The following is a 25900-nucleotide window of genomic DNA, read 5'->3' as shown; positions in this document are numbered from 1 at the left end:
CGGGGTCGGTAACGGGGTCAGCGCCGGATCAGGTCGGCGGCGCGTTCGGCGACGAGGACGGCGGGCGCCATGGTGTGGCCCCGGGTGATCACCGGGATCACCGAGGCGTCGGCCACCCGCAGGCCCTGGACGCCGCGCACCCGCAGGGCGTGGTCGACCACGGCGTCCGGGTCGTCGTCCCGGCCGATCCGGGCGGTGCCGACGGGGTGGAACACGGTGTCGGCGGTGGCCCGGACGTGGGCGGCGAGCCGCTCGTCGGTGGCGTCGGCGGGCAGCGTCTGCTCGGCCGTCCAGGGGCGCAGCGCCGGCTGGGCGGCGACCCGCAGGGCCGCGCGCAACCCGGCGACCAGGGTGTTCAGGTCGGCCGGGTCGCCGAGGTAGCCCGGGTCGAGCAGCGGTGCGTCCCCCGGGTCGGCGGAGGCGAGCCGCAACCGGCCCCGGCTGCGCGGCTGGAGGACGACCGGGGCGAGCAGGTAGCCGGTGCGGGCGGGGTCGTGGCCGGGCTGCGGTCCGGTGCCGAGCAGCAGTTCGACGTCCGGGGCGGTGAGCGCGGGGTCGGTGCGCAGGAAGGCCACTCCCCCGCCCGCGAGGTCGCGCAGCGGGCCGCGCCGCCCGTCCTCCCAGAGCCGCAGGTTCTCCTCGGTGGGTACGGCCGGGGCGGGCCCGGGGGCGCCCGGCGCGGCGAGGCCGACGAAGGGCACCCGCAGGTGGTCGTGCAGGTTGCCGCCGACGCCGGGCAGGTCGGCGCGGACGGGGATGCCGAGGGCGGCCAGGTCGTCGGCGGGGCCGAGACCGGAGAGCAGCAGCAGCTGCGGGCTGCCGATCGCGCCCGCCGCCAGGACGACCTCGCGGCGGGCCCGGATCTCGGCCGGCCCGTCGGGGCCCTGGAGCGCCACGCCGGTCGCCCGATCGCCCTCGAACAGGACGCGGGTGACGTGCACTCCGGTGCGGACGGTCAGGTTGGGGCGGTGCCCGGCGGCGGCATCGGCCAGGTAGCCGGCGGCGGGCGTGATCCGGACCCCGTCGACGAAGATCATTTCCTGGGTGTCGCTGCCGAACTGGTCCGGCCCGTTGACGTCGGTCCTCCCGCCGTAGCCCGCCTGCTCGACGGCGGCCTGCACGGCCTCGTACAACGGGCCGGCCGGGCCCGCCTCCTGGAGCCGGACCGGTCCGCCGGTGCCGCGCCAGGGCGCCGGCCCGCGTCCGCTGTCCTCCGCGCGGCGGTAGAGCGGCAGCAGGGTGTCCCAGGACCAGCCGGGGCCTCCGTACGCGGCCCAGGCGTCGTAGTCGGCCCGGTTGCCCCGGATCCAGCCGCCGAGGTTGAGGGCGGAGGAGCCGCCGAGCACCCGGCCGCGCGGCCAGGGCACCCGGCGCCCGTCCAGGCCGGGCTGCGGCACGGTGGCGTAGCCCCAGTCGAGGGCGCCGCCCAGGGTGTACGGCCAGAGCGCGGGGGCCAGGCTCTCGCGCTGGGTCAGCGGCCCGCCGGCCTCCAGCAGCAGCACGCTGACGGACGGGTCCTCGGCCAGCCTGGCGGCGAGCACCGGGCCGGAGGTGCCGCCGCCGACGATCACATAGTCGGCCGACTCTGCCATGGTGATGAATTCCTTGCCTCGTGGGGGGCTTGCGGGGCTGGTGGGGTAGCGCGGGCACGGGCCTGCCCCGGTGCTCAGAGCTGGACGTGGACGGCCTTCGGCTCGGTGTACGCGTGGATCCACTCGCGCCCGTGCTCGCGGCCCAGCCCGGACTGGCCCGCGCCGCCCGAGGGGGCCGAGAAGTCGTGCAGGCCATAGGTGTTGACCCAGACGGTGCCCGCGCGCAGGTCCCGGGCGAAGGCGTGGGCCCGGCTCAGGTCCCTGGTCCAGACGCCGGCCGCCAGCCCGTACGCGGTGCCGTTGGCCAGGCGCAGCGCCTCCTCGTCGGTGTCGAAGGCGAACACCGAGAGCACCGGCCCGAAGATCTCCTCCTGGGCGAGCCGGGAGTGCGGGTCGACCCCGGTGAGCACGGTCGGGGTGACGTAGTGGCCGGGCCGGTCGAGCACCCGGCCGGCGGGGTCGAGGCCGGCCTCGCGGGCCAGGTCGAGGTAGCCGGAGACCCGGCGCAGCTGGGCGGCGGAGATCAGCGGCCCGAGGTCGGTGCCCTCGTCGAACGCCGGGCCGACGGTGAGCTTCGCGGCGTCCGCGCGGACGCGCTCCACCACCTCGTCGTGGACCGAGCGGTGGACGAGCAGCCGGGTGCCGGCGAAGCAGATCTGGCCGGAGTGCTGCCAGGCGGTCGCTCCGGCGGCGGCGACGGCGGCGTCCAGGTCCGCGTCGGGGAAGACGATGTTGGGGCTCTTGCCGCCCAGTTCGAGCAGCACCCGCTTCACGCCCGTGGCGGCGGCGCGCTGGATCGCCCGGCCGGTTTCGGTGGAGCCGGTGAAGGCGACGAGGTCCGCCCCCGGGTGGTCGACCAGCGCCGCACCGGCCGTGCCGTCCCCCGTGAGCACCGCGAGCACGCCGGGCGGCAGGCCCGCCTCCAGCGCCAGCCGGGCCAGCAGCAGGGCGCTCAGCGGGGTCTGCTCGGCGGGCTTGAGGACGACGCTGTTGCCCGCCGCCAGCGCGGGGGCCAGCTTGAAGGCGGCCATCAGCAGCGGCATGTTCCACGGCACGATCGCCGCGACCACGCCGACGGGCTGGCGCAGCGTGTACGAGTGCACGTCGGGCGCGGTCGGGTTGACGTCGCCGTAGAGGCGGCCGGTCCAGCCCGCGTAGTGCCGGAACGTTTCGGCAGCGCCGTGCGCGAGGTGCCGGGCCGTCGCGTACGGGATGCCCGCGTCCAGCGACTCCAGCTGCCCGAAGTGCTCCGCGTTGGCCTGGAGCAGGTCCGCGATCCGGTGCAGTACGGCGGCCCGCTCGGGGTGCGGCCTGGCCCGCCAGCGGCCGTCGGCGAAGGCGGCCCCGGCCAGCCGGACGGCCCGGTCGACGTCCTCCGGCCCGGCCGCCGGGACCTCCGCCAACGGTGTGCCGTACGAGGGGTCGAGCACCGGGAGCACCGCTCCGGAGGCGGCCCGGACACCGGTCTCCTCACCGAGCAGGAAGCCGGGGCGGCTGTCGAGGAACGTGCGGACGACGGGGGTGAGCTGCGGGGCCATCTTTGCTCGCAAATCAGGAGGAAAGGGATGTCGGTGGGCGTGCGGTCACGCCGGGGCGACGGCGGACGGGAGCGCGTCGGACGGCGCCCGTTCTCACCACACGGCAACCGGCCTGGCCGGCCGGGGACGGAGGGAGGGCGCCGAAGGCGTCAGCGCCGACAACAGGACGCGGCTCGAGTGAGCAGCTGAGGCGTCGTCATCTGGCTGCTCCCTTCGGCTCGGCGCGTGCTGGCGACAGGAGGTTTCCACGATCGGAGGGGCCGAATCAAGGTTTCCACATGATGGGATCGGCCTGTTGGCGGATACGTGATCCCGCCGCAACGCCCGTTCGCACCACCGCAACACTGGCGCGGACGGCGTCCCGGTGGGGCCGGTTCCGCGACAGGTGGCACAGACCGTCTCGCCCGCCCCCGGCGCGGCCGGACGGGCCGGGGAGCCGGATCCACCGCGGGTACGCATTCGGACCGGCCGTCGAGCGAGGGAGAGGGACCGCATGCGTGAACCGACGCACGTACCCGACGATCCATCGGAAGCGCTCACGGCGGCCCGCGCGGGCTGCCGGGTTTGGATGCCCGACGGCGGGTTGGACGGTGCTGCGGCGGGGCGCAGCAGGGTCCCGGGCGGGTCCGGCTCCTCCTCCCGGACCCGCCCGGCGCCCGGCGCCCCGGCGAGGTCCGACCGGCCGCCGCGGGGCCGTTCCCCACAGACCGCGGCGGCCGCGAGGGACTGCGGTGGTGCGGCCGGGGTGCGGCGGGTACGGGTGCCGTTCGTCAGGGGACCAGACCGGGGAGCGGACCGGGGAGCGGACCGGGGGCCAGACCGGGGCAGACCACCTCGAGCCAGGACGCGAAGTCCGGTGCCTCGACCTCGAAGTCCGCCGGGTCCAGATCGCCCAGGTCCGAGGAGAACACCGGCGAGCCGGGATCGTCGGCACGCAGCAGAAACCCGCGGCCGCCGCTGTCGTCCCCGACGAGGACGAACCCCGGGGCGTACTGCGCGACTTCGTAGGTGGTGTTGCGTTCACCGATGCAGCCGGCCGCGTACACGGCCGTACCGGCGTCGGTGAGCAGGCCGTCCGTCACCTCCCACAGCGCCACCAGCGGCGCCGGAAGGCCCTGCGCGATCCCGGCCCGGGCTCGCGCGACCCCAGCCGGTGCGGCCGCCACGGTCCGGGGGTCCGCCTCCACCATGTCTCCCTCATTCGTCCGTTCCGCCGGGCATCCGGCCGGAACGGACACTGCCACCCGGTCCGTCCCCCGGGCAAGCCGCGGCGGCTGGTTCGCCCGGCGTCCCCTGTGGGAGTGTGGGCGGATGACGACCCGGTACGAGGATCCCGGCCCCGAGGGCCCGCCGGCCCGTCCGCACGAGGCCTTCGCCAACGCCCTGTGGAGCCTGGTCGTCGACGAGGACGGCCGCACCGGCGGGCAGCCCTCGTGGATCGAGGCCTGGCTCAGGAACCGGCCGTCCGAGGGTGCCCCCGAGCACCCGGTCCCGGCCGCCCTGCACCGGATCCTCGCGTGCGGCGTGGACCCGGACGATCTCACCGACGTGGTACGGGCCATGCAGCACGACCTGCTCTACAACGTCTGCCAACTGATCGACGACCCCGGCCTGCTGGGCCTCGGAGCGGAGGACGACCAGCCCGGCGGTACGGACTACGACTGGGAACTGGTGGCGGTCCGCACCGCAGGACCGGCCGACCGGACACCGCTCCACGGTCTGCACGCCGTACTCGACGAGCACGACCCCAGCGGCCGGGCCGGCGAACCACGCGGCCGCCCCGTCCCCGCCCGGCTCCCGGGCCACCCCCTCCACGCCCGGCTCGCCGCCGCCCACGCGCTCGCGGGCGACCGCGTCGAGGCGATCCGGACCTGGCGCAATGCCACCGGCGCGCCCCTGAGCGAGGCGCAGGCGACGATCGACCGGCTCGTCGAGCAGCTGCGGCAAGACCCGGACGGCACCGCGCAGTGATGCCGAGAGACCTCTCCTGACCGACGACGCACCGCAACTGCCCGTCGGCCGGTACCGGCCGACGGGCAGTTGTGTCGTGCCAGGGGCGGCGGATCAGCGCCGACCGGCCTCAGTGCGTCCGGCGCGGGTCAACCCGAGGTCGGGGCGGACCGGGCCCGGTCCGCCTCAGCCGCACCAGCCCGGCCCCTTGCCCCACCAGCCACCGGAGTTGTAGTCCTCGCCTCCGTAGTAGATGCACTGCCCGGGCGCGTAGATGTAGGCCGTGGCGTAGTAGCTGAAGTTCCTGGCGTCCTCCTGCCTGCCGCTACCGTCCCCGAAGGTCAGGTAGGCGCCGGTCAGCGTCGGAGTGCCGATCCTGGTGTTCTTGATGGTGGCGACGCAGTTCTGCCCGGTCGACCTGCTGTAGGTCAGGTACACCGTCGAAGTACCGCCCGGCAGATCGAAGGAGTCCTTCGTCTCGTAGCTGGAACCACAGGCCGACTGCGGGGTGTAGCCGGTGGTCGCGGCGCCGGCGGTCGCGGGCACCGCGACCAGAGCCGTACCGGCGGTGGCGACAAGAGCTGCTACCCGGGCTGACGTTCGGAAGAACATGACTGTCTCCTCTTGTCGCTCCTGCTGTTCGCGACGCTCTTCGGACGGGGTGGTCCGGGCCCGCGGCACGACGTCGGCCGGGCCGGCGCCCGATACGACCGCCCCCTGAGCGAGACTGGCCCACCGTCGAACCCTGCGTCTTGTACGAATGCGAAAGGGCGCGCGGCGAGCGACAGCGAAGCCGCGGAGGAGAAATCGGGTTGACCAACCGCCGCCCGGGCGTCGCGGGTGGCGCCGTGATCGTCGCCACCGCCGCCTCCGGCGCCCTCGGGCGTCCGGTCCTCGACCGACTGCTCGCCCGCGGCCTCGCCGGGCAGGTCGCCGCCGACGACGACATTTCCCGCTTTGTCGTCGACCGGACCATCGGCAGCCATGCCCGCGGAGCCACGACAGGAGAACCCAACAGGAACGTCCGGCATGGAGCCCAGAGGGCCCCACGCCAGACGTTCCTGTCGAGACCACCCCCGTCACACCGCGATCCACCTCGACAAGCAGTTGAGGCTCTGTCCACTCCAGGGAGTGGACAGAGCCTCAACTGTTGTGGTTGACGTTCGATCAGCCCACGAGGAACCTGATCAGCGCCGACAGAAGAGGAACGGCCGACAGCACGATGAAGACCCACCCCGCGAGCAGGTGAACGCCGGCGGGCCCCTCCTTCGCAGACCTCCTACTTGGTTGCATGAAGAGCTTGCTGCATTCCCGGAAGTCCGTGACAATGGCTATGCCCAGGAGCAAGGGAATCAGAAAAAACGCGACATCCATGAGAACTCCCGACAACATCCCCGCAAAGACGCAGCATACAGAGATACCGGCCAGCGCACCCCTCTTCACCGCCGAAGACCGCGCCATCCCCCCGACGATCGAATCTAAAAGATCCTGATCACAAGGGCAGTAATACCGAACGCAAAGAACAAGAAACCGCCCACAAGGTGAAGGATTCCCAGCTCATCTAAACTGTCGCATCAGTTCCCCTGCGCGTGGGACAGCGCGATGACGAAGACCCCGAACACGGAAATCGCCACAAATATAGCATCAACGATGCGGATCGTTCTCGGCGTAGCCTCCCCGGGGCTGGCGATTGAATAGCGGTCGATGAGGTTAAAAACCTTCTCCGCCAACCATCTGAAGTCGCACGCGACAAGGATACCGCCGCCGCCGAAAATAATGAACCAGGGAACTGCCATAATGAACTCAGCCATTTCCATCCCCAACGCCAAGTGAAGTGATGAAGGTTCGAGCGGCAGGGCTCGCGAGCAACCTCTTGAGTCTCGCCCGCGGCGTCGCCCTATCGTCGACGAGAGGGTCTGATCAGATCGACTACATGTAGACATGTCACTTCTGTTGGCGCTCACGGCTCACCACGTGAACAGCTTTCCGATCCAGGCGTTGCCGAACCCGGCACCAGCACCGACACCCATTCCCCAACCAGCACCGCCGTCGATGGTGTCGACCGAGTTTCCGCGCGGATTCGTTGAGCCGAATAACTTTCCGCAGCTTCCGAAGACGTCCGGGCCGAGTCCCACCGACCCGCTGACGTTACCCCCGTTTCCCTCACTGCGTTCGAGGCGACCAGGACGACGCTCAGCACTGAACAGCTGCGACCTGTTCCGGGTTGATCACCACGTGGTCCGCCAACGGCTGTCCGTCCCGCCGGACATCGACCCGGTAGTCGCCCGGGAGATCGCGTGGCACCACAGTGGTGTAGACGGTTCGCAGGACACCACCGACCGATGCCGTGAACGCCTTCCGCACCGGGAAGTCCTGCTGCCGGCAGGAGATCTTCTCGACGGACTCGCCGGCGGCGATGAGAAGGACCGTCCATGCCTGACGCCCCTGGCTGTCGACCAGCCTAAAGCGCAGCATTGTTCCGACCCCCGGGGTGGGCCGCTTCTCGATCTCTGCGGCTTTCGAGCACCCGGTCTCCCCACCGTCGACCTCGGCGACGCAGATGTCGCCGCTGCTCGCCGTCTGCCAGATAAGCGACGGATCATGCCCACCGTCGTACTCCATCACGGTGACCCCACCATCGCCCGGAGCCTTTCCCTCCTCCGCCGCCGATTCCAGCACTCGTCGTCTGGTCGACTCCGGGAACGTCGGCCGGACTGTGTCACCGGCCAAGGGCCGTCCCGCCGAGGTCTCCGGAGCGGCTGGGGCGGTCGTCGCGCCTTCGGCGCCGCCATGCGAACCGCTGCACGCACTTGCCCCGATCAACAGGGCAACAAGGCCGGCACGGACGGCATACCGAACTGTCGATGCGTCATTCATCAGACTTTCCCCCCTATCGGCGGCCATGGTCGGCTTCGCCGGGCGTCTTCCGGTCACTCGTGAGCCGACCTGACGGTCCGGTCGTCGGTGGAGATGCCGAGGGCGCCGTCCGCGAGTTCGATGGTGGCCGCGCCGGTGCCGCCGGGGCTGACGATCGAGACGGTCGCGCTCGCGGTCGGGGTGGGCAGCTGCCAGCCGTTCCCCGCCAGGCGGGCGGCCTCCGCCCGCAGTGCGTCGGCGACGGAGTCGAACGTCGGCAGCACGAGCGAGGACGTCCCGAACTCCCCGAAGCCGCCCGGGTGGGCGGTGCCGACGAGGCCGATCTCGACCCGGCCGCCGAGGACGGAATCGCGGTCCGCCGACAAGCCCTCGGACAGGGCGCCGAACGGGGCCGCCACCGTCGCCACGATCCCCGCCACGCCGGCCGCGACGGCGAACGCCCAACCCGCCGCCCGGCTTCTCGCAGAACTCATGACGCGTCTCCCGGCAAGCTGTCCTGGCGCACGAGGGCGACCGGTCTCTGAGATCTGGACGCGGCAGCCGGCCGAACGGTTCCATCACCGGGGGCACCCGCACCGGCCGTCGCGGCGGCGGGCCGAGGAGGGCCGGGCGGGCGGCGGCCGTCGTGCTCAGCCGCTGAAGACCACCGTCGTGGCGGCCGGGGAGGCGGCGCCGCCGGCCGGGGTGCCCAGGGTGCGTTCGGCCTTGGCGACGGCGGCGCGGTAGTAGAGGGAGGCGAGTTGGGGGGAGTCGCTGTCGCGTTGGAAGAAGCCGTAGAAGAGGCCGACGGAACCGAAGCGCTCGATGCCGAGACAGCCGTTGAGCCGCACGCCGGAGAGGGTGCCGTCGAGGCGGACGGCGGGCGTGCCCGGGCGGTCGCCGAGGACGAGGGGGGTGACGGTGAAGGTCACGGCCTGGTCGGTGCCGGCTCCGAAGGTCAGGCTGTGGCAGTTGGTGAACGCGTCGGTGGCGGCGGCGAGATCGGCGGTGAGCCCGGCGGGATCCTCGGCGGTGAGGGCCTCGGTCACCATCGGGTTCGAGCCGGGACCGTCCAACTCGGTCTCCTGGTGGACGGCTTGGGGCGACAGCCGGGTGTTGTGCCGGTTCAGCAGGGCGGTCAGCCCGGTGCAGCCGCCGGCCGGGGCCGGGGCACTGCCCGGCGAGGGGCTCGCAGCGGCCGGCGCTTCGGTGAAGTCCGGGCCCAGTTCGGCGGCGGTGAGCAGCGCGGCCTTCAACTGGTCCGCGGTGGGCAGACCGTCGGCCGGGGCGGCGGCAGGGGGCCGGAGCGGGCCGGCCGCCGGGCCCGGCCGGACGGCGGCCCCGGCGGCGATGTCGGCGGTGCCCAGGGCGACCACCGTGGCGACGGCCGCGGCGGCGAGGGCGAGGAGAGGCCTCGGCTGGGACATGCGCGGTATACGAGACATACGGCCCCCGGTCGAGAGTTCGGGCAGGGACAGGCGCCCAGTCTCCCACCGGGCCCGGTCCGCCGCCCGCCGGGGCGACGGTGCCGCAGGTCAGGGCCGCTCCGGAGGGAGGGTTGCGAGGGTCTCGGTGAGCCATTCCACCCAGAAGGTCTCCAGGCCGATCCCGGCCCGCAGCACGGCGTGCTGGAGCCGGTTCTCGTCCGCGGCCTTCTCGGCCGGGAAGTCCCGTCGCTCGATCTCCTGGTAGTCGGCCAACTGCGCTCGGTGCTCCGCGAGATGGCGGGTCAGCTCGGCGTCCAGGCCGGTCGCTCCGACCGCCGCCGCCGCACGCAGACGCAGCAGCAGCGGTTCGCGGACGGCCTTGGGCTCGCCGCCGTCGGCCGTCCAGCGGGCCAGTTCGGCGCGACCGGCGGGCAGCACCTCGTACTCCTTCTTCTGCCCGCGCACCGGGCCGGCCTGCGGGAGGGCCCGGATCAGGCCGGACGTCTCCAGCCGGCCCAGTTCGCGGTAGATCTGCTGGTGGGTGGCGGACCAGAAGAAGCCGATCGACTTGTCGAACCGCCTGGTCAGCTCCAGCCCGGAGGACGGCTTCTCCAGCAGGGCGGTGAGGATGGCGTGCGGCAGGGACATGCGGCCGATCCTAGGACGGGCCGGCCCGGGCCCTCGACAGGCCCGGGCCTCCGGGAGAGTCAGGGCCTCCCGGAGAGTCCGGTCCCGGGAAGGCCCGGCCGTGAGCCGGCTCCGGTCGCGAGCCGGCTCAGATCGCCGCGGCCAGTTCGGTGCCCTGCCGGATGGCCCGCTTGGCGTCCAGTTCGGCGGCCACGTCGGCGCCGCCGATCAGGTGCGGGGTGAGGCCGAGGGCGCGCAGGGCGGCGTCCAGTTCGCGGCGCGGCTCCTGGCCGGTGCAGAGGACGACGGTGTCGACGGGCAGCAGCTTTCGCTCGCCGTCCACAACGAGGTGCAGGCCGGCATCGTCGATCAACTCGTAGGTCACCCCGGCGACCATGGTGACGCCGCGGCGCCTCAGCTCGGTGCGGTGGATCCAGCCGGTGGTCTTGCCGAGGCCTGCGCCGACCTTGGTGGTCTTGCGTTGCAGCAGGTGGACGCTGCGCGGGGGCGTGGGCCGCTCGGGCCGGCGCAGGCCGCCGCGCTCGCGGTACTCGGGGTCGATGCCCCAATTGCGCTGGAAGACTGCCGGGTTGAGGCTGGCCCCGTCGCCCTGGTCGGTGAGGTAGGCGGCGACGTCGAAGCCGATCCCGCCCGCGCCGAGGACGGCGACCCGCTCGCCGACGGGCGCGCCGTCCCGCAGCACGTCCAGGTAGCCGAGGACGCTGGGGTGGTCGACTCCGGGGATTTCGGCGGGGGTTCGCGGGGTGACGCCGGTGGCGAGGACGATCTCGTCGAAGCCCTCGGCGGCGAGCCGCTCCGCGTCCACCAGCGCGCCGAGCCGCTGCTCGACGCCCAACTCGGCCAGCCTGGTGCGGTAGTAGCGCAGCGTCTCGTCGAACTCCTCCTTGCCGGGCACGCGCCGGGCGATGTTCAGCTGCCCGCCGATCGTCTCGGCGGCGTCGAAGAGGGTGACGGTGTGGCCGCGTTCGGCGGCCGAGACGATGAACGCGAGGCCGGCCGGTCCGGCGCCGACGACGCCGATCCGCTTGCGCCGCCTGGTCGGTCCCGGCACGAGTTCGGTCTCGTGGCAGGCGCGCGGGTTGACCAGGCAGGAGGTGATCCGGCCGCTGAAGGTGTGGTCCAGGCAGGCCTGGTTGCAGCCGATGCAGGTGTTGATGGCGGCGGACCGGTCGGCCCGGGCCTTGGCGACGAAGTCGGCGTCGGCGAGCAGCGGCCGGGCCAGCGACACCAGGTCGGCACTGCCCTCGGCGAGCAACCGCTCCGCCAGTTCCGGGGTGTTGATGCGGTTGGTGGCGACCAGCGGCACGTTCACCGAGCCCATCACCTTCTTCGTCACCCAGGCGTACCCGCCGCGCGGCACCGAGGTGGCGATGGTGGGGATCCGGGCCTCGTGCCAGCCGATGCCGGTGTTGATGACGGTCGCGCCGGCGGCCTCGACGGCCTGCGCGAGCCGGACGACCTCGGCCAGGGTGGAGCCGCCGGGGATCAGGTCGAGCATGGAGAGGCGGTAGATCAGGATGAAGTCGGGGCCGACCCGCTCGCGGACCCGGCGGACGATCTCGACCGGGAAGCGCATCCGCCGCTCGTAGGGGCCGCCCCACTCGTCCTCGCGGTGGTTGGTGGCGGCGGCGATGAACTCGTTGATCAGGTAGCCCTCGGAGCCCATGATCTCCACGCCGTCGTACCCGGCGGCCCGGGCGAGGGCGGCGCAGCGGACGAAGTCCTCGATGGTCCGCTCGACCTGTTCGGCGGTGAGCGCGTGCGGCGGGTACGGGCTGATCGGGGCCTGGAGGGCGCTGGGGGCGACCAGGTCCGGGTGGTAGGCGTAGCGGCCGAAGTGCAGGATCTGCAGCGCGATCCGGCCGCCGGCGGCGTGGACGGCGTCGGTGACGACGCGGTGCCGGGCGGCCTCCGCCTCGGTGGTGAGCATGGCGCCGCCCTCCCAGGGGCGGCCGGCCTCGTTGGGGGCGATGCCGCCGGTGACGATCAGGCCGACGCCGCCGCGGGCGCGTTCGGCGTAGAAGGCGGCCATCCGGTCGAAGCCGCCGGGGGCCTCCTCCAGGCCGACGTGCATCGAGCCCATGATCACGCGGTTGGGGAGGGTGGTGAAGCCGAGGTCGAGCGGGCTGAGGAGGTGGGGGTAGGGCGCGGGGGACACCTGGGGCTGCTGGGCGGTGGCGCTCATCGACGTCTCCTGTGCGGCGTGCGGCGGCTCGTTGTTACCACACGGTAGGGGAAGGTCCGGCCGCTATGCAACAAGTTGCATAAGACTCCGGCGCTCGCCCCACCCGCCCCCGCCCGAAATTCGCCAACTGCCCACCAGCCCAGGCCACGGTGTGCGTATTGTCGTATCGAAGTGAAGTCTTCGCAGCTCTTCGGGGAGGGAACGGCCATGCGAGACCGATCGATAGCCGTGGTCGGCGGCAGCATCGCGGGGTGCGCGTTCGCGCGGGCGGCCGCCCGCGGCGGCGCGGATCGCGTGGTGGTGCTGGAGCGCAGCCCCGGCCGGCTGGAGGACCGCGGCGTCGGGCTCTGCGTCCACGACGACCGCTACGCCGAACTGGTCCGCGCCGGCCACCTCGACGACGGCATCCGCCGCCACCGGATCACCACCCGGCACTGGGTGACCCGCGAGGGCCGGGACGGCGGCGCCGACCCGCGCGGGCGGCGGCTCTGGGCGCAGGCGATGCCGTTCCACTCCTACCACTGGGGCGTGCTCTGGCAGGCGCTGCGCGAGCGCACTCCCGACACCGTGGCCTTCCGGCTGGACGCGACGGTCACGGGCGTGGGCGGCGACGACGAACACGCCTGGGTGGCGGGCCCGGACAACGAACGGGAGCGGCACGACCTGGTGATCGGCGCCGACGGCTACCGGTCGGTGGTCCGCGAGGCCGTCTGCCCCGAGGCGAGCCCCGACTACGCCGGCTACGTCTGCTGGCGCGGCAGCTTCGGCTCCGAACTGCTGGAGGAGCTGCCGGGCGGCCCGGCGCTCTGGCCGGAGAACGAGGTCATCACCGTCTGCTACCGCGGCGGCCAGGTGGTGCTCTACCGCATCCCGGGCCTGACGCCCGGCTCCACCCAGGTCAACTGGGTGTTCTACGCCCCCACGCCGCACTGGCTCCCGCTGGACGGCCCGACCAGCATCCCGGCCGGCACGCTCACCCCGGCACGGCTCGACGAGCTGGCGCAGCTCGCCGAGCGGCACCTGCCGGCCTACTGGGCCGGGGTGATCGGCCTGACCCCGCGCGAACGGACCTTCCTCCAGCCGATCTACGACCTGGCGACCCCGCGCCGCACCGCCGGCCGGCTGCTGCTGGCCGGGGACGCGGCCACCGTGGTCCGCCCGCACAACACCAGCGGCGCCGTCAAGGCCGTCCAGGACGCCTGCGCCTTCGAGGACGCCTGGCGGGCGGCGGACGGCTGGACCGGCCTGCTCTCCACGTACGACCGCGAACGCGGAGCCGCCGGGCAGGAGTTGGTGGAGATCGGCCGCCGCCTCGGGCAGGCGCAGGTCACCGCGGCGCCGGACTGGGCGACCATGGACGAGGCCGCGATGACCGCATGGTGGCGGCACCAGCTCGCCGGCACCGGCGGGTTCGGCGGCCACGCGCTCGGGCAGCCGCCGAAACCCCGTCAGAACGCCTCAGCGGCTCAGACGTTGACGCCGTAGTCGGTCGCGATGCCCCGCAGGCCGGACGCGTAGCCCTGGCCGATGGCGCGGAACTTCCACTCGGTGCCGTTGCGGTACAGCTCGCCGAAGACCATCGCGGTCTCGGTCGAGGCGTCCTCGGTCAGGTCGTAACGGGCGATCTCCTGCCCGTTGGCCTGGTTGACCACGCGGATGAACGCGTTGCGGACCTGGCCGAAGCTCTGCAGCCGCGCGTCGGCGTCGTAGATCGACACCGGGAAGACCACCTTGGCCACGTCCGCCGGGACGGTGGCCAGGTTGACCTTGATCTGCTCGTCGTCGCCGTCGCCGCCACCGGTCAGGTTGTCGCCGCTGTGCTCGACCGAGCCGTCGGGGCTGCGCAGGTTGTTGAAGAAGACGAAGTGCTGGTCCGAGACCACCTTGCCGAGCGCGCTGCAGAGCAACGCGCTCGCGTCCAGGTCGTAGTCGGCCCCGGTCGTGGTGCGCACGTCCCAGCCGAGACCGATGATGACGGCGGTCAGGCCCGGCGCCTCCTTGCTCAGCGAGACGTTGCCACCCTTGGCCAGCGAAACTCCCACGATGCCCTCCTCGGTTGCTCTCCCTTTCGATGAATCTACAACACTGTAGAGATCACGAGAATCCACCCGCAGACGGTGGCGTCCGCCGGCCACCCCGCGCTCACTCACTCCCCCGCCCCCTCACCCGTCCTCCCGCCCGGCCCCGCGGCGGCGGCCGACCTACACTGACCGTGCGGGCGGTACGCCCGTCCAGGCCCCCGCGCGGGAGGTCCCCATGCGCCAGCGGCACAGCTTCCACCTCGACCAGGCCGGCCACTCCGTCACCGTGAACGTCCGCTCCGGGTGGATCACCGAGACGGAAGTCCTGGTGGACGGCAAGGAGTGCGCCTTCCACCGCGTCCACGGGCACGGCGTCTACCCGCTCACGCTGGCCGCCCAGCTGGCGGAGGAGCCGCCGCTGCCGCTCTCGGTGCGCCTGGAGCGCACGGGTGTGGCCGGGCATCCGCTGGCCTGCGTCCTGGAACTGGGCGGGACGGTGCGGCCGATGGCCGAGCACGTGGAGCGCTGACGGCGCCGTCAACCCGCCTGACGGTCCGCCAGAATCTCCTCGACGGCCGGGCGGGCGCGCTCGGCGTCCTCGGCGACCAGACCGATCCTGGTCCGGCGGTCGAGCACGTCGGAGACGTCCAGCGCGCCCTCGTGCGTCACGGCGTACGCGATCTCCGCGCGGGTGACGTCGATGCCCTCGGCGATCGGGGCACACGCGGCACCCGGCCGCGCCTCGGCGACCGCCAGGACGGACCGGGCCTCGCCGCCGTACCGGGCGAGCAGCGAGGCGGGCGCGCCGTCCACCGGCAGCGGGTGGCCGCCCCGGTGCCCGGGGGCGCCGACCAGCGGCAGCCGGGCCGTCCAGCAGGCGCGGGCGGACAGCCCGCGCAGCCGGACGGCGGTGTCCACGGCGTCCTCGGCCATCCGCCGGTAGGTGGTGAGCTTGCCGCCGACCACGGTGATCACCCCGGACGGGGACTCCAGCACCGCGTGCTCCCGCGAGAGGTCGGCGGTGCCACCGCCGCCGGTGTCCAGCAGCGGCCGCAGTCCGGCGTAGGCGCCGCGTACGTCCGCCCTGGTCAGCGCGGTGTGCAGGGCCGCGTTGACGGTGTCCAGGAGGAAGCCGGTCTCGGCGTCGGTCGGCACCGGCTCGTCCGGGATCGGCCCGGGCGCGTCCTCGTCGGTCAGCCCGACCGCCACCCGGCCGAGCTGCTGCGGCAGCGCGAAGACGAACCGGCTGGTGGAGCCGGGGACGGGCACGGTGAGTGCGGCGGTCGGGTGGCCGAGGGCCTCGGCGTCGAACAGCAGATGGGTGCCCCGGCTGGGCCGCAGCCGGATCGACGGGTCCACCTCGCCCGCCCAGACGCCGGTGGCGTTGACGACGGCACCGGCGGTGACGGTGAACGACTGCCCGGTGAGCGCGTCGGTGAGCCGGGCCGAGGTGCCGGTGACGGCGCCCGCCCGCACCCGGGTGAGCACGGTGGCGCCGTACTGCGCGGCGGTCCGGGCCAGCGCCACCACCAGCCGGGCGTCGTCGATCAGTTGGCCGTCGTGCGCGACCAGGGCGCCGGCCAGGCCCGCCGCCCTGAGGCCGGGCACCAGCCGGCGCGCCCGGTCCGCGTCGACGCGGCGCACCCGGGGCAGCAACGTGCCCGGCGTACCGGCACCGAGGCGCAGCGCGTCCCCGGCGAGGAAGCCGGCCCGCACCAGCGCGGCCTGCCCGGGGCGCATCAACCCCGGGAGCAACGGCACCAGTTGGGGCAGCGGGCGGACGAGGTGCGGGGCGGTTCGGGTCATCAGGACGCCGCGTTCGGCGGCGCTCTCCCGGGCCACGCCGAGCCGGCCGGAGGCGAGGTAGCGCAGGCCGCCGTGGACCAGCTTGGAGCTCCACCGGCTGGTGCCGAAGGCGAGGTCGCGCGCCTCGACGAGGACGGTGCGCAGCCCGCGCGCGGCGGCGTCCAGGGCGACCCCGGCGCCGGTCACGCCGCCGCCGATGACCAGCAGGTCGACGGCCGGGCGCCCGGCGAGCGCTTCGAGCTCCACCGTGCGGCGGCGGGCGTTGAGCCGGGTCGTACCCGCGAAGGGCCCGGCGGTCGGGCCGGCGTAACGCTGGGCGGGCGGCCGGGCGTTCGGGGTCATGGCGCGAGGTATCCGTTCAGTGCTCTGGCCAGTTCGCGCCGCCACGCCGCCTCGGGCAGCAACTGGGCGACCATGCGGTGCGACTGGACGGTGGACTGGGCGATCAGCAGCACCATGGCGGCCAGTTCGACGGGCTCGCCGGCCCGGATCGACCCGTGCGCCTGCCCCTGCTCGATACCGGCGCGGAGCGCTTCGAGCAGGCCGCGCTGGCTGGTGCCGAGCCGTTCGACGACGTACTCGAAGAGCGTGTCGGAGTCGGCCGAGCGCAGCAGCGCGCCGAGCACCGGGTGGTCGCGCAGCCGGACGGCGACCTCGACGACCCCGTCGACGAAGGCCGCGCGGTCCTCCCCGGTGAGCGCCACGGTGGCCTGGGTGGCGCGGATCTCGCGGGTGAGCAACGCTCCGATGACGGCGCGGACGTCCGGCCAGCGCCGGTAGACGGTCGGCCGGCTGACCCCGGCCCGGCGGGCGATCTCGGCCAACTGTGTTCGGCGCACGCCGAGATGGACGATCAGGTCGGCGGCGGCGTCGAGGATCGCGTCGTCGGTGCTGCGGGCTTCGGACACCCCTGGCTGCTCAGCGTTACTACTTGACATGATGTGTGAAACTGTAACGCATGGCATCTGAGACGCAAGCGGGACCGGCCGGCGCCGCGCTTCCGCTCCCCCCGATGAAGTGGGACGCCTGGGGCGATCCGGCCCTCGCCAGGGAACTGCCCGCCGACATCAAGGCCCTGCTGGCCGCCGCCCTCGGCGTGACCGGCGACGCGGGCCCCGGGCCCACCGCCGCCGAGGTCGTGCTGCGCCCCTCGCTGCTGGCGGAGGCGGACCTGAAGGCGCTCGCCGCCGTCGTCGGCGAGGCGCACCTCAGCGCCGCCGACGCCGACCGGCTCCCCCGGGCCGGCGGCAAGTCCACCCCCGACCTGCTGCGCCGCCGCAGCCGCGCCCCGCAGGACGCGCCCGACGCCGTCGTGCTGCCCGGGAGCGAGGACGAGATCGCGGCCGTCCTCGCGCTCTGCGCCGAACGCCGCATCGCCGTGGTGCCGTTCGGCGGCGGGACGAGCGTGGTCGGCGGCCTCGACCCCGAGCGCGGGGGCTTCACCGCCGTCGTCTCGCTCGACCTGCGCCGCTTCGACCGGCTGCTCGACCTGGACGCGATCTCCGGCGAGGCCGTCCTCGGCGCCGGTCTCACCGGCCCGGCGGCAGAGGCGCTGCTGGCCGAGCGCGGCTTCGAACTCGGCCACTACCCGCAGAGTTTCCGCTTCGCCACCATCGGCGGCTTCGCGGCCACCCGCTCCTCCGGCCAGGACTCCGCCGGGTACGGGCGCTTCGACGAGATGGTGCGCGGCCTGCGCGTCGTCACCCCGGCCGGGGTCCTGGACCTCGGCCGCGCCCCCGCCTCGGCGGCCGGCCCTGACCTGCGCGAGCTGTTCCTCGGCTCGGAGGGCACCCTCGGCGTGATCACCGCCGTCCGGGTGCGGGTGCACCCCGTCCCGGCCGTGAAGGCCTACGAGGCCTGGAACTTCCCGGACTTCACGACCGGCGCGGACGCGCTGCGCGCGGTCGAGCAGCGGGGCACCGGCCCGACCGTGATCCGGCTCTCCGACGAGGCCGAGACGGCGGTCAACCTGGCGATGACCGAGCAGATCGGCGGGGAACCGGCCGTGAGCGGCTGCCTGGCGGTGACGGTCTTCGAGGGCGACGCCGAGCAGGTCACCGCCCGCCACCGGCTCACCCGGGCCGTCCTGCTGGCCGCCGGCGGCACCTCGCTCGGCGAGGCACCGGCCAGGGCGTGGGAGCACGGCCGCTTCAACGCGCCCTATCTGCGCGACTCGCTGCTCGGCGCGGGCGCCCTCTGCGAGACCCTGGAGACCGCCACCGACTGGCGCCGCCTGCCCGCCCTCCGGGCCGCGGTGACGTCGGCGCTGACCACCGCGCTCCCCGGCTCCCTCGTGCTCTGCCACATCTCGCACGTCTACCCGACCGGCGCCTCGCTCTACTTCACCGTGGTCGCGGCGCAGGGCCCGGACCCGCTCGCCCAGTGGGCCGCCGCCAAGCGCGCCACCGGGGACGCCGTCGCGGCGGCCGGCGCCACCATCACCCACCACCATGCCGTCGGCGCCGACCACCGGCCCTGGATGGCCGACGAGATCGGCGAGTTGGGCGTCCGGATCCTGCACGCGGTCAAGGCCGCCGTCGACCCGGTGGGCATCCTCAACCCCGGCAAGCTGATCCCATGACCAGGCCGGGGGGTCCCGTCAAGGAGCCGGGTCACGCCGACGGCCCCGGACGGATCGGCCGGGTGGCCGTGCTCACCAACCCGGCGGCGGGCGCCGGTCACGCCGAACCCGCCGCCCGCCGCGCCACCGCCCGGCTGCGCGCGCTCGGCGTCGACACGGCCTCCCTGGCGGGCGGTTCGGCGGACGACACCCGCCGTCTCGCCCGGCAGGCCGTGGCGGACGGCTACGACGCGGTGGTGGTGGTCGGCGGCGACGGCATGGTCAACCTCGCCCTCCAGGCGGTGGCCGGCACCGCCGTCCCGCTCGGCATCGTCCCGGCGGGCACCGGCAACGACCACGCCCGCGAGTACGGTCTCCCGCGCCGCTCCCCCGAGGCCGCCGCCGAGGTGATAGCCGGCGGGCACACCACGGCCGTGGACCTCGGCCGGATCACCGGCGCCGACGGGGCGTCCCGGTGGTTCGGCTCCGTCCTCGCCACCGGGTTCGACTCGCTGGTCAGCGACCGCGCCAACCGCCTGCGACGGCCGCGCGGCCGGATGCGCTACAACCTCGCCATCCTCGCCGAGTTCGCCAACCTGCGCCCGCTGCCGTTCCGCCTCACCCTCGCCGACGGCACCGTCATCGAACGCGATCTCACCCTGGCCGCCATCGGCAACACCCGCAGCTACGGCGGCGGCATGATCATCTGCCCGGCCGCCGACCACACCGACGGCCTCCTCGACCTCACCCTGGTCGCGGCCATGCCCCGGCTGCGGATCGCCCGCTTCTTCCCCAGCATCTTCAAGGGCACCCACGTCCACCACCCGGAGGTCACCACCCACCGCACCGCATCGGTACGCGTCGAGTCCCCCGGCATCACCGCCTACGCCGACGGCGAGTTCATCGCCCCGCTCCCGATCGACGTCACCGTCACCCGGGGCGCCCTGCACGTCCTGACGCCCCGTCCGGCCCCGCCACCGACGATGCCGCGCCCGGGCGTCACCCCTTCCGGGAGTATTTCGTGAGGTAGTCGGGGGTCTTGATACCGGATTTGAGATTGCTCGCCGGGCTCGGGGGTCCGTAGACCTCCGTGATCGGGAGCGTCCCGGCCCAGTAGTCGCTGTCCACATCCACCTTCTCTTCGCTCTTCGGCCCGCCGGTACGGGCTTTGAACGTGACCTCGGCCGGCGTGTCCAGGCCGAGGCGCAGGACCACGGTCCCGGGGTAATTGTCCGGATTCTTCGAATCCCCTTCAACCTCGTACTCATTGGGCTTGCGCGCGGTTTCCCAGCTGCCCGGGACGACGTGGTCGACGAGCGTCTTCAGCGCGTCGCAGACCTCTTTCTCCTCGATCGCGTACGCGGTGCCCTTCACCACCACCGATCGGTAGCCCACGGAGTTGTGGTACGGCGAGCGTCCGATGATCAGGCTGTCCAGCAGGGTGACCGTCAGGCAGACGGGCACCCCCTCCTTCCCGCTTCTGCTCGCCAGGACATGCAGTCGAGAAGGATTGGGGTACTTGGGATGGTCCTTCGCGCCGTGCACGTACAGCGTTCCGAGTTCGGGGTCTTTGCCCTCCTTGTACCCGTACACCATCGGCACCGCCAGTGGGCGGTTGGGCGTTGACGTGGGGTCGATGTACGCGACGTGACAGACGAAACCCTCTTTGAGGACTTGCCTGATGTCCTTCGTGTCCTTCGAAGGGGGCGTGTGCTTGGCAAGACCGGCGGCGGACAGCTCCATGACATCTCCTGTTTGGTGGTTACTCGTTGCTCCGCGGGCGTCGGCCGGATTCCGGTCCGGCCGACGCCCGACGTCCCCGTGCCGCCGGTCCGCGGCTCGGGGCCGTACCGCTACTGCATGCCGCGTCCGGTGATGTGGACCAGCCCGATCGGGACGGCCCCTTCGGCGAGTTGGGCGATGGGCCGCGGGGTGGTGGGCTTCAGCGCCGGCGGCTTGGTCAGCACCGGGTCCTTGCGGAGGTCCGCGACGAGCTCGTCGATCTGCTTCTCGCTGGCGCCCGGCAGCGCGAAGGCGTGTGCGTAGGGGCGGTCGATCTGGCCGCCGCTCTTCTGGTCCGGGTACTTCACGGTCAGCGTGGAGAGCGACCACTTGGCCACCGTCTCGTCACTGGGCCGGCGGAAGCGGACGGCGAGGGTGCCCTTGGTGCGCGCGGTCCACAGCACCAGGCCCCCCTCCTTCTCCAGCGTCTTGAGCTGCTGCTCCAGGTAGTCCGTGAGCTCCTGGGCCTCCTTGATCCGCTTGACCTGGTCCTTGTACGAGTGGCGGGCCAGGTGGTCCCAGAGCACCAGCGGCGAGAAGCCGTTGCGCGACCCGGCGAAGGTGGTGTCCGGGGAGCCGATGTACTGGGTCTGGCTCGGGGGCTTCATCTGGTACTTGACCTTGGTCATGTAAATGCCGCACGGCCAGGGCGCGCCCGGCCACTTGTGGCCGCTCAGCGACATGGAACAGACCATGTCGATCTCGCCGTGCTTCGCGCTCTTCGCCTTGAGGCCGAAGTCGAACTCCGGCAGGTCCACGTCCGGGGTCCAGCCGAGGTCCTTGTCCTTGAACGCCATGCGCTGGAAGGGCGCGTACCCGGCGCCGAGCGCCCCGTCGACGTGGATCCAGAAGCCCCGCCGCTTCTCGGGCTTGGCGTTGCCCTTCGCGTCGTTCATGTAGAGTACGTCGCGCTCGATCAGGTCGTACTTCTCGAAGATCGGGAGCAGGCGGTCGCACACGGCCCGGACGTCGTCGTGCGCGCCCTTGAAGGTGGAGCCGTAGTTGAGGCTGACCAGGATCGGGTGGCCCTCGGCGGCGAAGAACTCGACCAGGGTCGCGAGCGCGTCGACGTCGATCTCGCCCGGACCGTCGGCGGAGGTCCCCGACTCTCCGTTGCGGGAGGGCACCTCGGTGGGCCACTTGCCCTGCGAGCCCTTGAGCGGGCACTTCCCCTGGTACAGCCGCTCGCCCAGCGTGGAGAAGGTGTCCACATCGAGGATGCGCACCGCCTTGGCGAAGGAGTAGTGGGCGTCCTCGGAGTAGAAGACCACGGGCTGGTAGTAGGTGTCGGGCTTCCCCCGGGGAACGGCCGCCTGGACCCACCGCAGCGGGGCGGTCGACGACTTGGGGTCGTGCTCGGAGAACAACGCCTTGCCACTGAGGTAGTCGCGCCCGTTCCACACCCCGTACATGTTCCCCTCGGTGGAGCCCATCGAGAGCATGTAACCCCAGTAGGAATCAAGATTGTCGGGGTCGTGCGGCCAGGTGGCGCGCCACAGGGCGGCGTAGTAGTCGAGGACGGCGCGCTCGGCGATCCGGGTGTTGACCTGGTAGCCGCCCTTGATGACGAACGGGTCGCCGATGTTGTTGGTGTGGTTCGCCAGGAAGCGGCCGAGATCCTGCTGGTAGCCGTTCATGTCCTGGGTGAACTGGTAACCCAGCATGTGCTTGTGCTTCTCGGCCAGGTACTTCTCGAGCGCGGCGAGGGCCTCGTTCCGCTGCTTGTCCGTGAAGCCCGAGATCTGGAGTTCGAAATCCTGGTACTTCAGGCCCGGGTCCCCCGTCTTGTACACGTCGCGCGGGTCCTCGAAGGGCGCCGACACGAGATCGGCCTTGCCGTTGTGCACGCCCTGGTCCGACAGGGCCTTTTCCCAGGTCTGGCCGTCGGGACCGAACGGGAACGGGGCGAGCTTGGAGCGAGTACGGACGTTCGTCATGGCAAATCCTGAAGAGATGGGGAGATGGGGTTGGCGGTGGCGTCGGGCGAAGCGCGCTGTCGGCCCGCGGAGTCCCACGGGGAGCACGGCCGACCACCGGCACACCGAGTCTTCGCCAGAACCCCCGTTCCCGCCGCCCCACAAGCCGCCCCGCCACCGGATCGACGGAGGCGTTTCCTCCCAACCACCGCCGCCCGGGCCGGTGATGGCGGCGCACACCGGCCCCGGCGGTCAGTCACGCGAACGGCCGAGCGATCACGCGAATGGCCGACCGCCACGCGGCGCCCCGACCGACCACCCACGCCGGCTTCCGGCGCCGGGGCGGGGACGAGCGCCGAAAACCGGTTGTGCGGCCAGGTGGCTTCCGATAGCAATACCGGGTGATCACAAGTGAAAAGATCGGGCTGCGGGCCCGGCACGAGGACGACGTGGCAGTACTCCACGCCGAGCTGTACAACGACGTGGCGACCCGCTCGCGCGCCGACTCCCGCCCTTGGCGGCCCATCCCACCGCTCCCCGAACACTCCCCGTACGCCGTCAGCGAGCCGTCCGACGACGTCGCCTTCTTCTCCGTGCAGGAGCTGGCCACCGGGGACCTCGCGGGCGAGGCGCTGCTCTGGGGCATCGACGCGCACAACCGGACGGCCCACCTGGGCATTTCGCTGCGCCCGTCGTTCCGTGGGCGCGGGCTCGGCGGCGACGTGGTCCGGGCGCTCTGCGAGTACGGCTTCGCCGTCCGCGGGCTGCAGCGGCTGCAGTTGGAGACGCTGGCGGACAACGCCCCGATGATCAGCGCCGCGACGAAGGCCGGCTTCACCCTGGAGGGCACGCTGCGCCGCAACGCCTGGGTCTACGGCACCTTCGCCGACGAGGTGATCCTCGGCCTGCTCGCCGAGGAGTGGGGCGGTCGCTAGATGTTCGGACCATTCGCGTCGCATCAGCGCGCGGCGGGAATGGTCAGACAAGCGCTGACGGCTCTCGCCCGTCGCCAGTAGACCGAATACCCGCCAGGGCCGCCCGACACAGTTCTACGAACCTCGCATGAGTGACTGAAGAGGCCCAACGCGTGGCGGAACGGGCCGACCTGACCCGGGCGAAACACCTCGACTGCACGGGCTACGACGGCTTCGACTGGATCTACGCGGCGAAACTGCCGAACTGAGCAGAACCGAGCACGGGTTTCCCTCACCGAGGGCTACGTCCGGCGGTCCGGCCTTCCGAGCCGAACCACGAACCCGGGCGTCCCGGCTCCGGCAGCCCTCGTCAGGGCGCGATGCGGCCGAGGCGCCGCACCATCGGCTCCACCGTGTCGGTGGGGGGCCAGGGGAAGTCCGGCAGGTCGGCGCGGAGCATGACCTGGCCGTGCAGCGCCGTCCACAGGGTCACGGCGTCGCCGAAGGGGTCGGTACTGGCCGACCGTCCGGCGCGGGCACAGGCTTCGAGGTTGTCGACCAGCGTCTGGAACGCGTCGAGCCCTCGGTCTCCCGCGTCCTCACCGTCGGGCGACTTCGGCTTGGGCCGGGCCCACCCGAACAGGACGCGATAGCGCGCCGGTTCCCGGACGCCGAACTCGACGTACGCGCCACAGCCTGCGAGCAGCGCCTCGACCGGGTCGTCGTGCGCGGCGACGGCGGTGGTCACCATCTCGTGCAGCTGCGCGATCGCCTCCGCCACCACGGCCTCGACGATGGCGTCCCGATCGGCGAAGTGGGCGTAGATCGAGGGGGCGGCGATGCCGACCTCACGTGCCACGGAGCGCAGGGTGACCGCCTGATCGGACCCGGTGCGCACGATCAGCGCGGTCGCCGCCCGCACGATCTCCTCGCGCAGCCGCACCCCTTCGCCACGCCGGTTCCGGGGCCGGGCCGGCGGCTCCTCCTCCTGGCCGGGAGCGGGTTCGGCGACTGCGGAGACCTTCTTCATGAGCCTGACTTTACATGCGTTAGCCGAGTGGACTAGCTTTCCCTCCGAAAACTTACATACGTAAGGTTACGCAGATGAGGAAACCATGAGCCTCCAGGAGAACCCCGATCCCGACGACGGCCACCCGCGCCGCTGGTCGGCACTGGCGGCGCTCTGCGCCGCCCTGGTGGTCACCACCATCGACAACACGGTGCTCAACACCGCCCTCCCCACGCTCGCCGAGGCGCTCCGGGCCTCCACCGCCGATCTCCAGTGGATCAACAACGCCTACACCCTGGTGTTCGCCTCGATGCTGATCGCCGCCGGCGGTCTCGGCGCACGGATCGGCCACCGCCGCGCCCTGGTCGGCGGTCTGGGGGTCTTCGCCGCGGGCTCGATCGCCGCCGCGACGACGACCACCGTCGGACCGCTCATCGGGTACCGCGCACTCATGGGCCTGGGCGCGGCGTTCGTCATGCCGGCCACCCTGTCGATCATCGTGATGCTCTTCGGCGCCCGGCAGCGCGGCAAGGCCATCGCCATCTGGGCCGCGACCGCCGGTCTGGGCATCGTGCTCGGCCCGGTCACCGGCGGCCTCCTGCTCGACCACTTCGCCTGGGGCAGCGTCTTCTGGATCAACGTGCCCCTGGTCGCCGCCGCGCTCGTGGCCGCCCTGGCCCTCATCCCGGCACTCCCGGGCCGCCGGGCCGGCCGCCTCGACGGCCTCGGGCTGCTGCTCTCGGCCGGCGGTCTGGTCGCGCTCGTCGACGTCATCGTCCGGGGCCCCGAACGCGGCCGGCTGTCCGCGACCTCCCTGGTCGAGACCGGCGCCGCCGTCGCCCTGCTGACCGCGTTCACCCTCTGGGAACTGCGGGCCCCCCACCCCATGGTGGACATGCGGATGTTCGCCAACCGCACCTTCAGCACCGCCTGCGCCGTTCTCGCCATCACCTTCTTCGCCCTGTTCGGCGTGCTGTTCGTCTACACCCAGTACCTGCAACTGGTGCACGGCTACAGCCCGTTGGAGGCCGGTCTCGGCGCCCTGCCGTTCGCCCTGTCGATGGCCGTCGCCGCCGGCACCAGCGACCGCAGCGCCGCCCGTTTCGGCCACCGGCACACCATCGCCGCCGGGCTGGCCACCATGGCCCTCGGCCTCGCCGGGCTGTCACTCGTCACCACCGGCACGCCGTTCGCCCTGCTCTCCCTCACGATGGGGGTCGTCGGCGCCGGGATGGGCCTGATCACGGCACCGGCCAGCGCGTCCATCGTGGCCGCGCTGCCCCGCGAGAAGGCCCCGATGGCCGCCTCGGTCAACAGCGTGGTCCGCGAACTCGGCGGCGTCCTGGGCATCGCGGTCGTCGGCACCATCGTCTCCGCCTCCTACCGGGCCCACCTGACGACCGCACTGCCGGGGGCGCCCGAGGCCGCCGGCCACGACCTGACCGCCGCCCACCTGCTCGCCACCGGGCTGCCGCCCGCCCAGGCCGGCCGGCTGGTCGCCGCCGCCGACGAGGCCTTCACCACCGCCATGACCGTCGCCACCCTGAGCTGCGCCCTGCTCGCCCTGGCCGGCGCCGTGGCGGCGCTCGCCTGGCTGGGCCGGCCCGCCGCCACCGCGCCCAGCACCGGCGCCGCTCCGACCCCGACCCCGACCCCGACCGAGAACGCGGCCGAAAGGGCGGCCGCCCGGTAGCGG

General features: G+C 72.8%; 24 protein-coding genes. 7 read left to right on the top strand and 17 right to left on the bottom strand.

Going from position 1 to position 25900, the window contains the following annotated elements; all coding sequences use genetic code 11:
- Nucleotides 1–17: 17 nt before the first annotated feature.
- The 3 genes from ACIQIB_RS22910 to ACIQIB_RS22900 all read right to left on the bottom strand — a co-directional run bounded on the left by ACIQIB_RS22910 (nucleotide 18) and on the right by ACIQIB_RS22900 (nucleotide 4320).
- Nucleotides 18–1592, bottom strand: coding sequence for a GMC family oxidoreductase N-terminal domain-containing protein (locus ACIQIB_RS22910; RefSeq protein WP_363604359.1), 1575 nt, complete (start codon nucleotides 1590–1592; stop codon nucleotides 18–20).
- Nucleotides 1593–1666: 74 nt separating this feature from the next.
- Nucleotides 1667–3142, bottom strand: coding sequence for an aldehyde dehydrogenase family protein (locus ACIQIB_RS22905; RefSeq protein WP_400760153.1), 1476 nt, complete (start codon nucleotides 3140–3142; stop codon nucleotides 1667–1669).
- A 758-nt stretch (nucleotides 3143–3900) separates the two neighbouring features.
- Nucleotides 3901–4320, bottom strand: coding sequence for a hypothetical protein (locus tag ACIQIB_RS22900; RefSeq protein WP_400760151.1), 420 nt, complete (start codon nucleotides 4318–4320; stop codon nucleotides 3901–3903).
- 121 nt (nucleotides 4321–4441) lie between these two features.
- Between ACIQIB_RS22900 and ACIQIB_RS22895 the strand changes: the two genes are divergently transcribed.
- Nucleotides 4442–5101 (top strand): hypothetical protein, encoded by a 660-nt coding sequence (locus ACIQIB_RS22895; RefSeq protein WP_400760149.1) that lies wholly within the window; start codon nucleotides 4442–4444, stop codon nucleotides 5099–5101.
- 165 nt (nucleotides 5102–5266) lie between these two features.
- Here the strand turns inward: ACIQIB_RS22895 and ACIQIB_RS22890 are convergent, their stop codons facing one another.
- The 8 genes from ACIQIB_RS22890 to ACIQIB_RS22855 all read right to left on the bottom strand — a co-directional run bounded on the left by ACIQIB_RS22890 (nucleotide 5267) and on the right by ACIQIB_RS22855 (nucleotide 12196).
- Entirely contained in the window at nucleotides 5267–5692 is a 426-nt protein-coding gene (locus ACIQIB_RS22890) for a spore-associated protein (RefSeq protein ID WP_400650077.1), read from the bottom strand.
- Nucleotides 5693–6247: 555 nt separating this feature from the next.
- Nucleotides 6248–6541 (bottom strand): hypothetical protein, encoded by a 294-nt coding sequence (locus ACIQIB_RS22885; RefSeq protein ID WP_400760147.1) that lies wholly within the window; start codon nucleotides 6539–6541, stop codon nucleotides 6248–6250.
- Between the two features lie 113 nt (nucleotides 6542–6654).
- Nucleotides 6655–6891 (bottom strand): hypothetical protein, encoded by a 237-nt coding sequence (locus tag ACIQIB_RS22880; RefSeq protein WP_400760145.1) that lies wholly within the window; start codon nucleotides 6889–6891, stop codon nucleotides 6655–6657.
- Nucleotides 6892–7273: 382 nt separating this feature from the next.
- Nucleotides 7274–7957, bottom strand: a complete 684-nt coding sequence (locus tag ACIQIB_RS22875) for a hypothetical protein (RefSeq protein WP_400760143.1) — start codon at nucleotides 7955–7957, stop codon at nucleotides 7274–7276.
- A 53-nt stretch (nucleotides 7958–8010) separates the two neighbouring features.
- Nucleotides 8011–8430, bottom strand: coding sequence for a hypothetical protein (locus tag ACIQIB_RS22870; protein WP_400760140.1), 420 nt, complete (start codon nucleotides 8428–8430; stop codon nucleotides 8011–8013).
- A 156-nt stretch (nucleotides 8431–8586) separates the two neighbouring features.
- Nucleotides 8587–9363: a hypothetical protein gene (locus ACIQIB_RS22865; protein ID WP_400760138.1), complete on the bottom strand. Its 777-nt coding sequence runs from the start codon at nucleotides 9361–9363 to the stop codon at nucleotides 8587–8589.
- A 108-nt stretch (nucleotides 9364–9471) separates the two neighbouring features.
- On the bottom strand, nucleotides 9472–10011 hold the full coding sequence (locus ACIQIB_RS22860) for a PadR family transcriptional regulator (protein ID WP_400760136.1): 540 nt from the start codon (nucleotides 10009–10011) through the stop codon (nucleotides 9472–9474).
- A gap of 127 nt (nucleotides 10012–10138) precedes the next feature.
- A complete protein-coding gene (locus tag ACIQIB_RS22855) occupies nucleotides 10139–12196 on the bottom strand; it encodes an FAD-dependent oxidoreductase (RefSeq protein WP_400760133.1) in 2058 nt (685 codons plus the stop codon).
- 207 nt (nucleotides 12197–12403) lie between these two features.
- Between ACIQIB_RS22855 and ACIQIB_RS22850 the strand changes: the two genes are divergently transcribed.
- Nucleotides 12404–13681 carry an FAD-dependent monooxygenase gene (locus ACIQIB_RS22850; RefSeq protein ID WP_400760131.1) on the top strand — a complete coding sequence of 426 codons (1278 nt, stop codon included), beginning with the start codon at nucleotides 12404–12406 and terminating at the stop codon, nucleotides 13679–13681.
- On the opposite strand, the gene ACIQIB_RS22845 is transcribed toward ACIQIB_RS22850, so the two are convergent.
- Entirely contained in the window at nucleotides 13663–14238 is a 576-nt protein-coding gene (locus ACIQIB_RS22845; protein ID WP_363604335.1) for a TerD family protein, read from the bottom strand. The genes ACIQIB_RS22850 and ACIQIB_RS22845 overlap by 19 nt on opposite strands.
- Nucleotides 14239–14452: 214 nt before the next feature.
- Between ACIQIB_RS22845 and ACIQIB_RS22840 the strand changes: the two genes are divergently transcribed.
- Entirely contained in the window at nucleotides 14453–14746 is a 294-nt protein-coding gene (locus ACIQIB_RS22840) for a hypothetical protein (protein ID WP_363604334.1), read from the top strand.
- Nucleotides 14747–14754: 8 nt separating this feature from the next.
- Here ACIQIB_RS22840 and ACIQIB_RS22835 read toward each other — a convergent pair whose 3' ends face one another.
- Together ACIQIB_RS22835 and ACIQIB_RS22830 are read right to left on the bottom strand one after the other, a co-directional pair.
- Entirely contained in the window at nucleotides 14755–16365 is a 1611-nt protein-coding gene (locus ACIQIB_RS22835; protein ID WP_400760129.1) for a glycerol-3-phosphate dehydrogenase/oxidase, read from the bottom strand.
- Entirely contained in the window at nucleotides 16362–16961 is a 600-nt protein-coding gene (locus ACIQIB_RS22830) for a TetR/AcrR family transcriptional regulator (RefSeq protein WP_363604331.1), read from the bottom strand. The genes ACIQIB_RS22835 and ACIQIB_RS22830 overlap by 4 nt, the downstream gene beginning before the upstream one ends.
- 20 nt (nucleotides 16962–16981) lie before the next feature.
- On the opposite strand from ACIQIB_RS22830, the gene ACIQIB_RS22825 reads away from it, so the two are divergent.
- Entirely contained in the window at nucleotides 16982–18604 is a 1623-nt protein-coding gene (locus tag ACIQIB_RS22825; RefSeq protein WP_400760127.1) for an FAD-binding oxidoreductase, read from the top strand.
- A complete protein-coding gene (locus ACIQIB_RS22820; protein WP_400760125.1) occupies nucleotides 18601–19608 on the top strand; it encodes a diacylglycerol kinase in 1008 nt (335 codons plus the stop codon). Before ACIQIB_RS22825 ends, ACIQIB_RS22820 begins: the two co-directional genes overlap by 4 nt.
- On the opposite strand, the gene ACIQIB_RS22815 is transcribed toward ACIQIB_RS22820, so the two are convergent.
- Complete coding sequence (locus ACIQIB_RS22815; RefSeq protein WP_400760123.1) at nucleotides 19583–20326, bottom strand: pyridoxamine 5'-phosphate oxidase family protein; 744 nt, start codon at nucleotides 20324–20326, stop codon at nucleotides 19583–19585. The two genes, ACIQIB_RS22820 and ACIQIB_RS22815, sit on opposite strands and share 26 nt — an antisense overlap.
- A gap of 110 nt (nucleotides 20327–20436) precedes the next feature.
- Nucleotides 20437–22302 (bottom strand): histidine decarboxylase, encoded by a 1866-nt coding sequence (locus ACIQIB_RS22810; protein ID WP_400760120.1) that lies wholly within the window; start codon nucleotides 22300–22302, stop codon nucleotides 20437–20439.
- Nucleotides 22303–22682: 380 nt separating this feature from the next.
- On the opposite strand from ACIQIB_RS22810, the gene ACIQIB_RS22805 reads away from it, so the two are divergent.
- Nucleotides 22683–23216 (top strand): GNAT family protein, encoded by a 534-nt coding sequence (locus tag ACIQIB_RS22805; protein ID WP_363604324.1) that lies wholly within the window; start codon nucleotides 22683–22685, stop codon nucleotides 23214–23216.
- 349 nt (nucleotides 23217–23565) lie between these two features.
- On the opposite strand, the gene ACIQIB_RS22800 is transcribed toward ACIQIB_RS22805, so the two are convergent.
- Nucleotides 23566–24225 (bottom strand): TetR/AcrR family transcriptional regulator, encoded by a 660-nt coding sequence (locus tag ACIQIB_RS22800; protein WP_363604323.1) that lies wholly within the window; start codon nucleotides 24223–24225, stop codon nucleotides 23566–23568.
- 85 nt (nucleotides 24226–24310) lie between these two features.
- On the opposite strand from ACIQIB_RS22800, the gene ACIQIB_RS22795 reads away from it, so the two are divergent.
- Entirely contained in the window at nucleotides 24311–25897 is a 1587-nt protein-coding gene (locus ACIQIB_RS22795) for an MFS transporter (protein ID WP_400760117.1), read from the top strand.
- The last annotated feature ends 3 nt before the right edge of the window (nucleotides 25898–25900 follow it).

The sequence above is a fragment of the Kitasatospora sp. NPDC092286 genome (genome assembly GCF_044755565.1).
Lineage (GTDB): Bacteria > Actinomycetota > Actinomycetes > Streptomycetales > Streptomycetaceae > Kitasatospora.
This window is presented reverse-complemented; position numbering and strand designations above follow the sequence as displayed.

Bases quoted from the DNA above. Each gene is read 5' to 3' on its own strand.
- ACIQIB_RS22910 (WP_363604359.1), bottom strand. From the start codon at position 1,592: ATGGCAGAGTCGGCCGACTATGTGATCGTCGGCGGCGGCACCTCCGGC.
- ACIQIB_RS22900 (WP_400760151.1), bottom strand. From the start codon at position 4,320: ATGGTGGAGGCGGACCCCCGGACCGTGGCGGCCGCACCGGCTGGGGTC.
- ACIQIB_RS22895 (WP_400760149.1), top strand. From the start codon at position 4,442: ATGACGACCCGGTACGAGGATCCCGGCCCCGAGGGCCCGCCGGCCCGT.
- ACIQIB_RS22890 (WP_400650077.1), bottom strand. From the start codon at position 5,692: ATGTTCTTCCGAACGTCAGCCCGGGTAGCAGCTCTTGTCGCCACCGCC.
- ACIQIB_RS22885 (WP_400760147.1), bottom strand. From the start codon at position 6,541: ATGGCGCGGTCTTCGGCGGTGAAGAGGGGTGCGCTGGCCGGTATCTCT.
- ACIQIB_RS22880 (WP_400760145.1), bottom strand. From the start codon at position 6,891: ATGGCTGAGTTCATTATGGCAGTTCCCTGGTTCATTATTTTCGGCGGC.
- ACIQIB_RS22875 (WP_400760143.1), bottom strand. From the start codon at position 7,957: ATGAATGACGCATCGACAGTTCGGTATGCCGTCCGTGCCGGCCTTGTT.
- ACIQIB_RS22870 (WP_400760140.1), bottom strand. From the start codon at position 8,430: ATGAGTTCTGCGAGAAGCCGGGCGGCGGGTTGGGCGTTCGCCGTCGCG.
- ACIQIB_RS22865 (WP_400760138.1), bottom strand. From the start codon at position 9,363: ATGTCCCAGCCGAGGCCTCTCCTCGCCCTCGCCGCCGCGGCCGTCGCC.
- ACIQIB_RS22860 (WP_400760136.1), bottom strand. From the start codon at position 10,011: ATGTCCCTGCCGCACGCCATCCTCACCGCCCTGCTGGAGAAGCCGTCC.
- ACIQIB_RS22855 (WP_400760133.1), bottom strand. From the start codon at position 12,196: ATGAGCGCCACCGCCCAGCAGCCCCAGGTGTCCCCCGCGCCCTACCCC.
- ACIQIB_RS22850 (WP_400760131.1), top strand. From the start codon at position 12,404: ATGCGAGACCGATCGATAGCCGTGGTCGGCGGCAGCATCGCGGGGTGC.
- ACIQIB_RS22840 (WP_363604334.1), top strand. From the start codon at position 14,453: ATGCGCCAGCGGCACAGCTTCCACCTCGACCAGGCCGGCCACTCCGTC.
- ACIQIB_RS22835 (WP_400760129.1), bottom strand. From the start codon at position 16,365: ATGACCCCGAACGCCCGGCCGCCCGCCCAGCGTTACGCCGGCCCGACC.
- ACIQIB_RS22830 (WP_363604331.1), bottom strand. From the start codon at position 16,961: ATGTCAAGTAGTAACGCTGAGCAGCCAGGGGTGTCCGAAGCCCGCAGC.
- ACIQIB_RS22825 (WP_400760127.1), top strand. From the start codon at position 16,982: ATGGCATCTGAGACGCAAGCGGGACCGGCCGGCGCCGCGCTTCCGCTC.
- ACIQIB_RS22820 (WP_400760125.1), top strand. From the start codon at position 18,601: ATGACCAGGCCGGGGGGTCCCGTCAAGGAGCCGGGTCACGCCGACGGC.
- ACIQIB_RS22815 (WP_400760123.1), bottom strand. From the start codon at position 20,326: ATGGAGCTGTCCGCCGCCGGTCTTGCCAAGCACACGCCCCCTTCGAAG.
- ACIQIB_RS22810 (WP_400760120.1), bottom strand. From the start codon at position 22,302: ATGACGAACGTCCGTACTCGCTCCAAGCTCGCCCCGTTCCCGTTCGGT.
- ACIQIB_RS22800 (WP_363604323.1), bottom strand. From the start codon at position 24,225: ATGAAGAAGGTCTCCGCAGTCGCCGAACCCGCTCCCGGCCAGGAGGAG.
- ACIQIB_RS22795 (WP_400760117.1), top strand. From the start codon at position 24,311: ATGAGCCTCCAGGAGAACCCCGATCCCGACGACGGCCACCCGCGCCGC.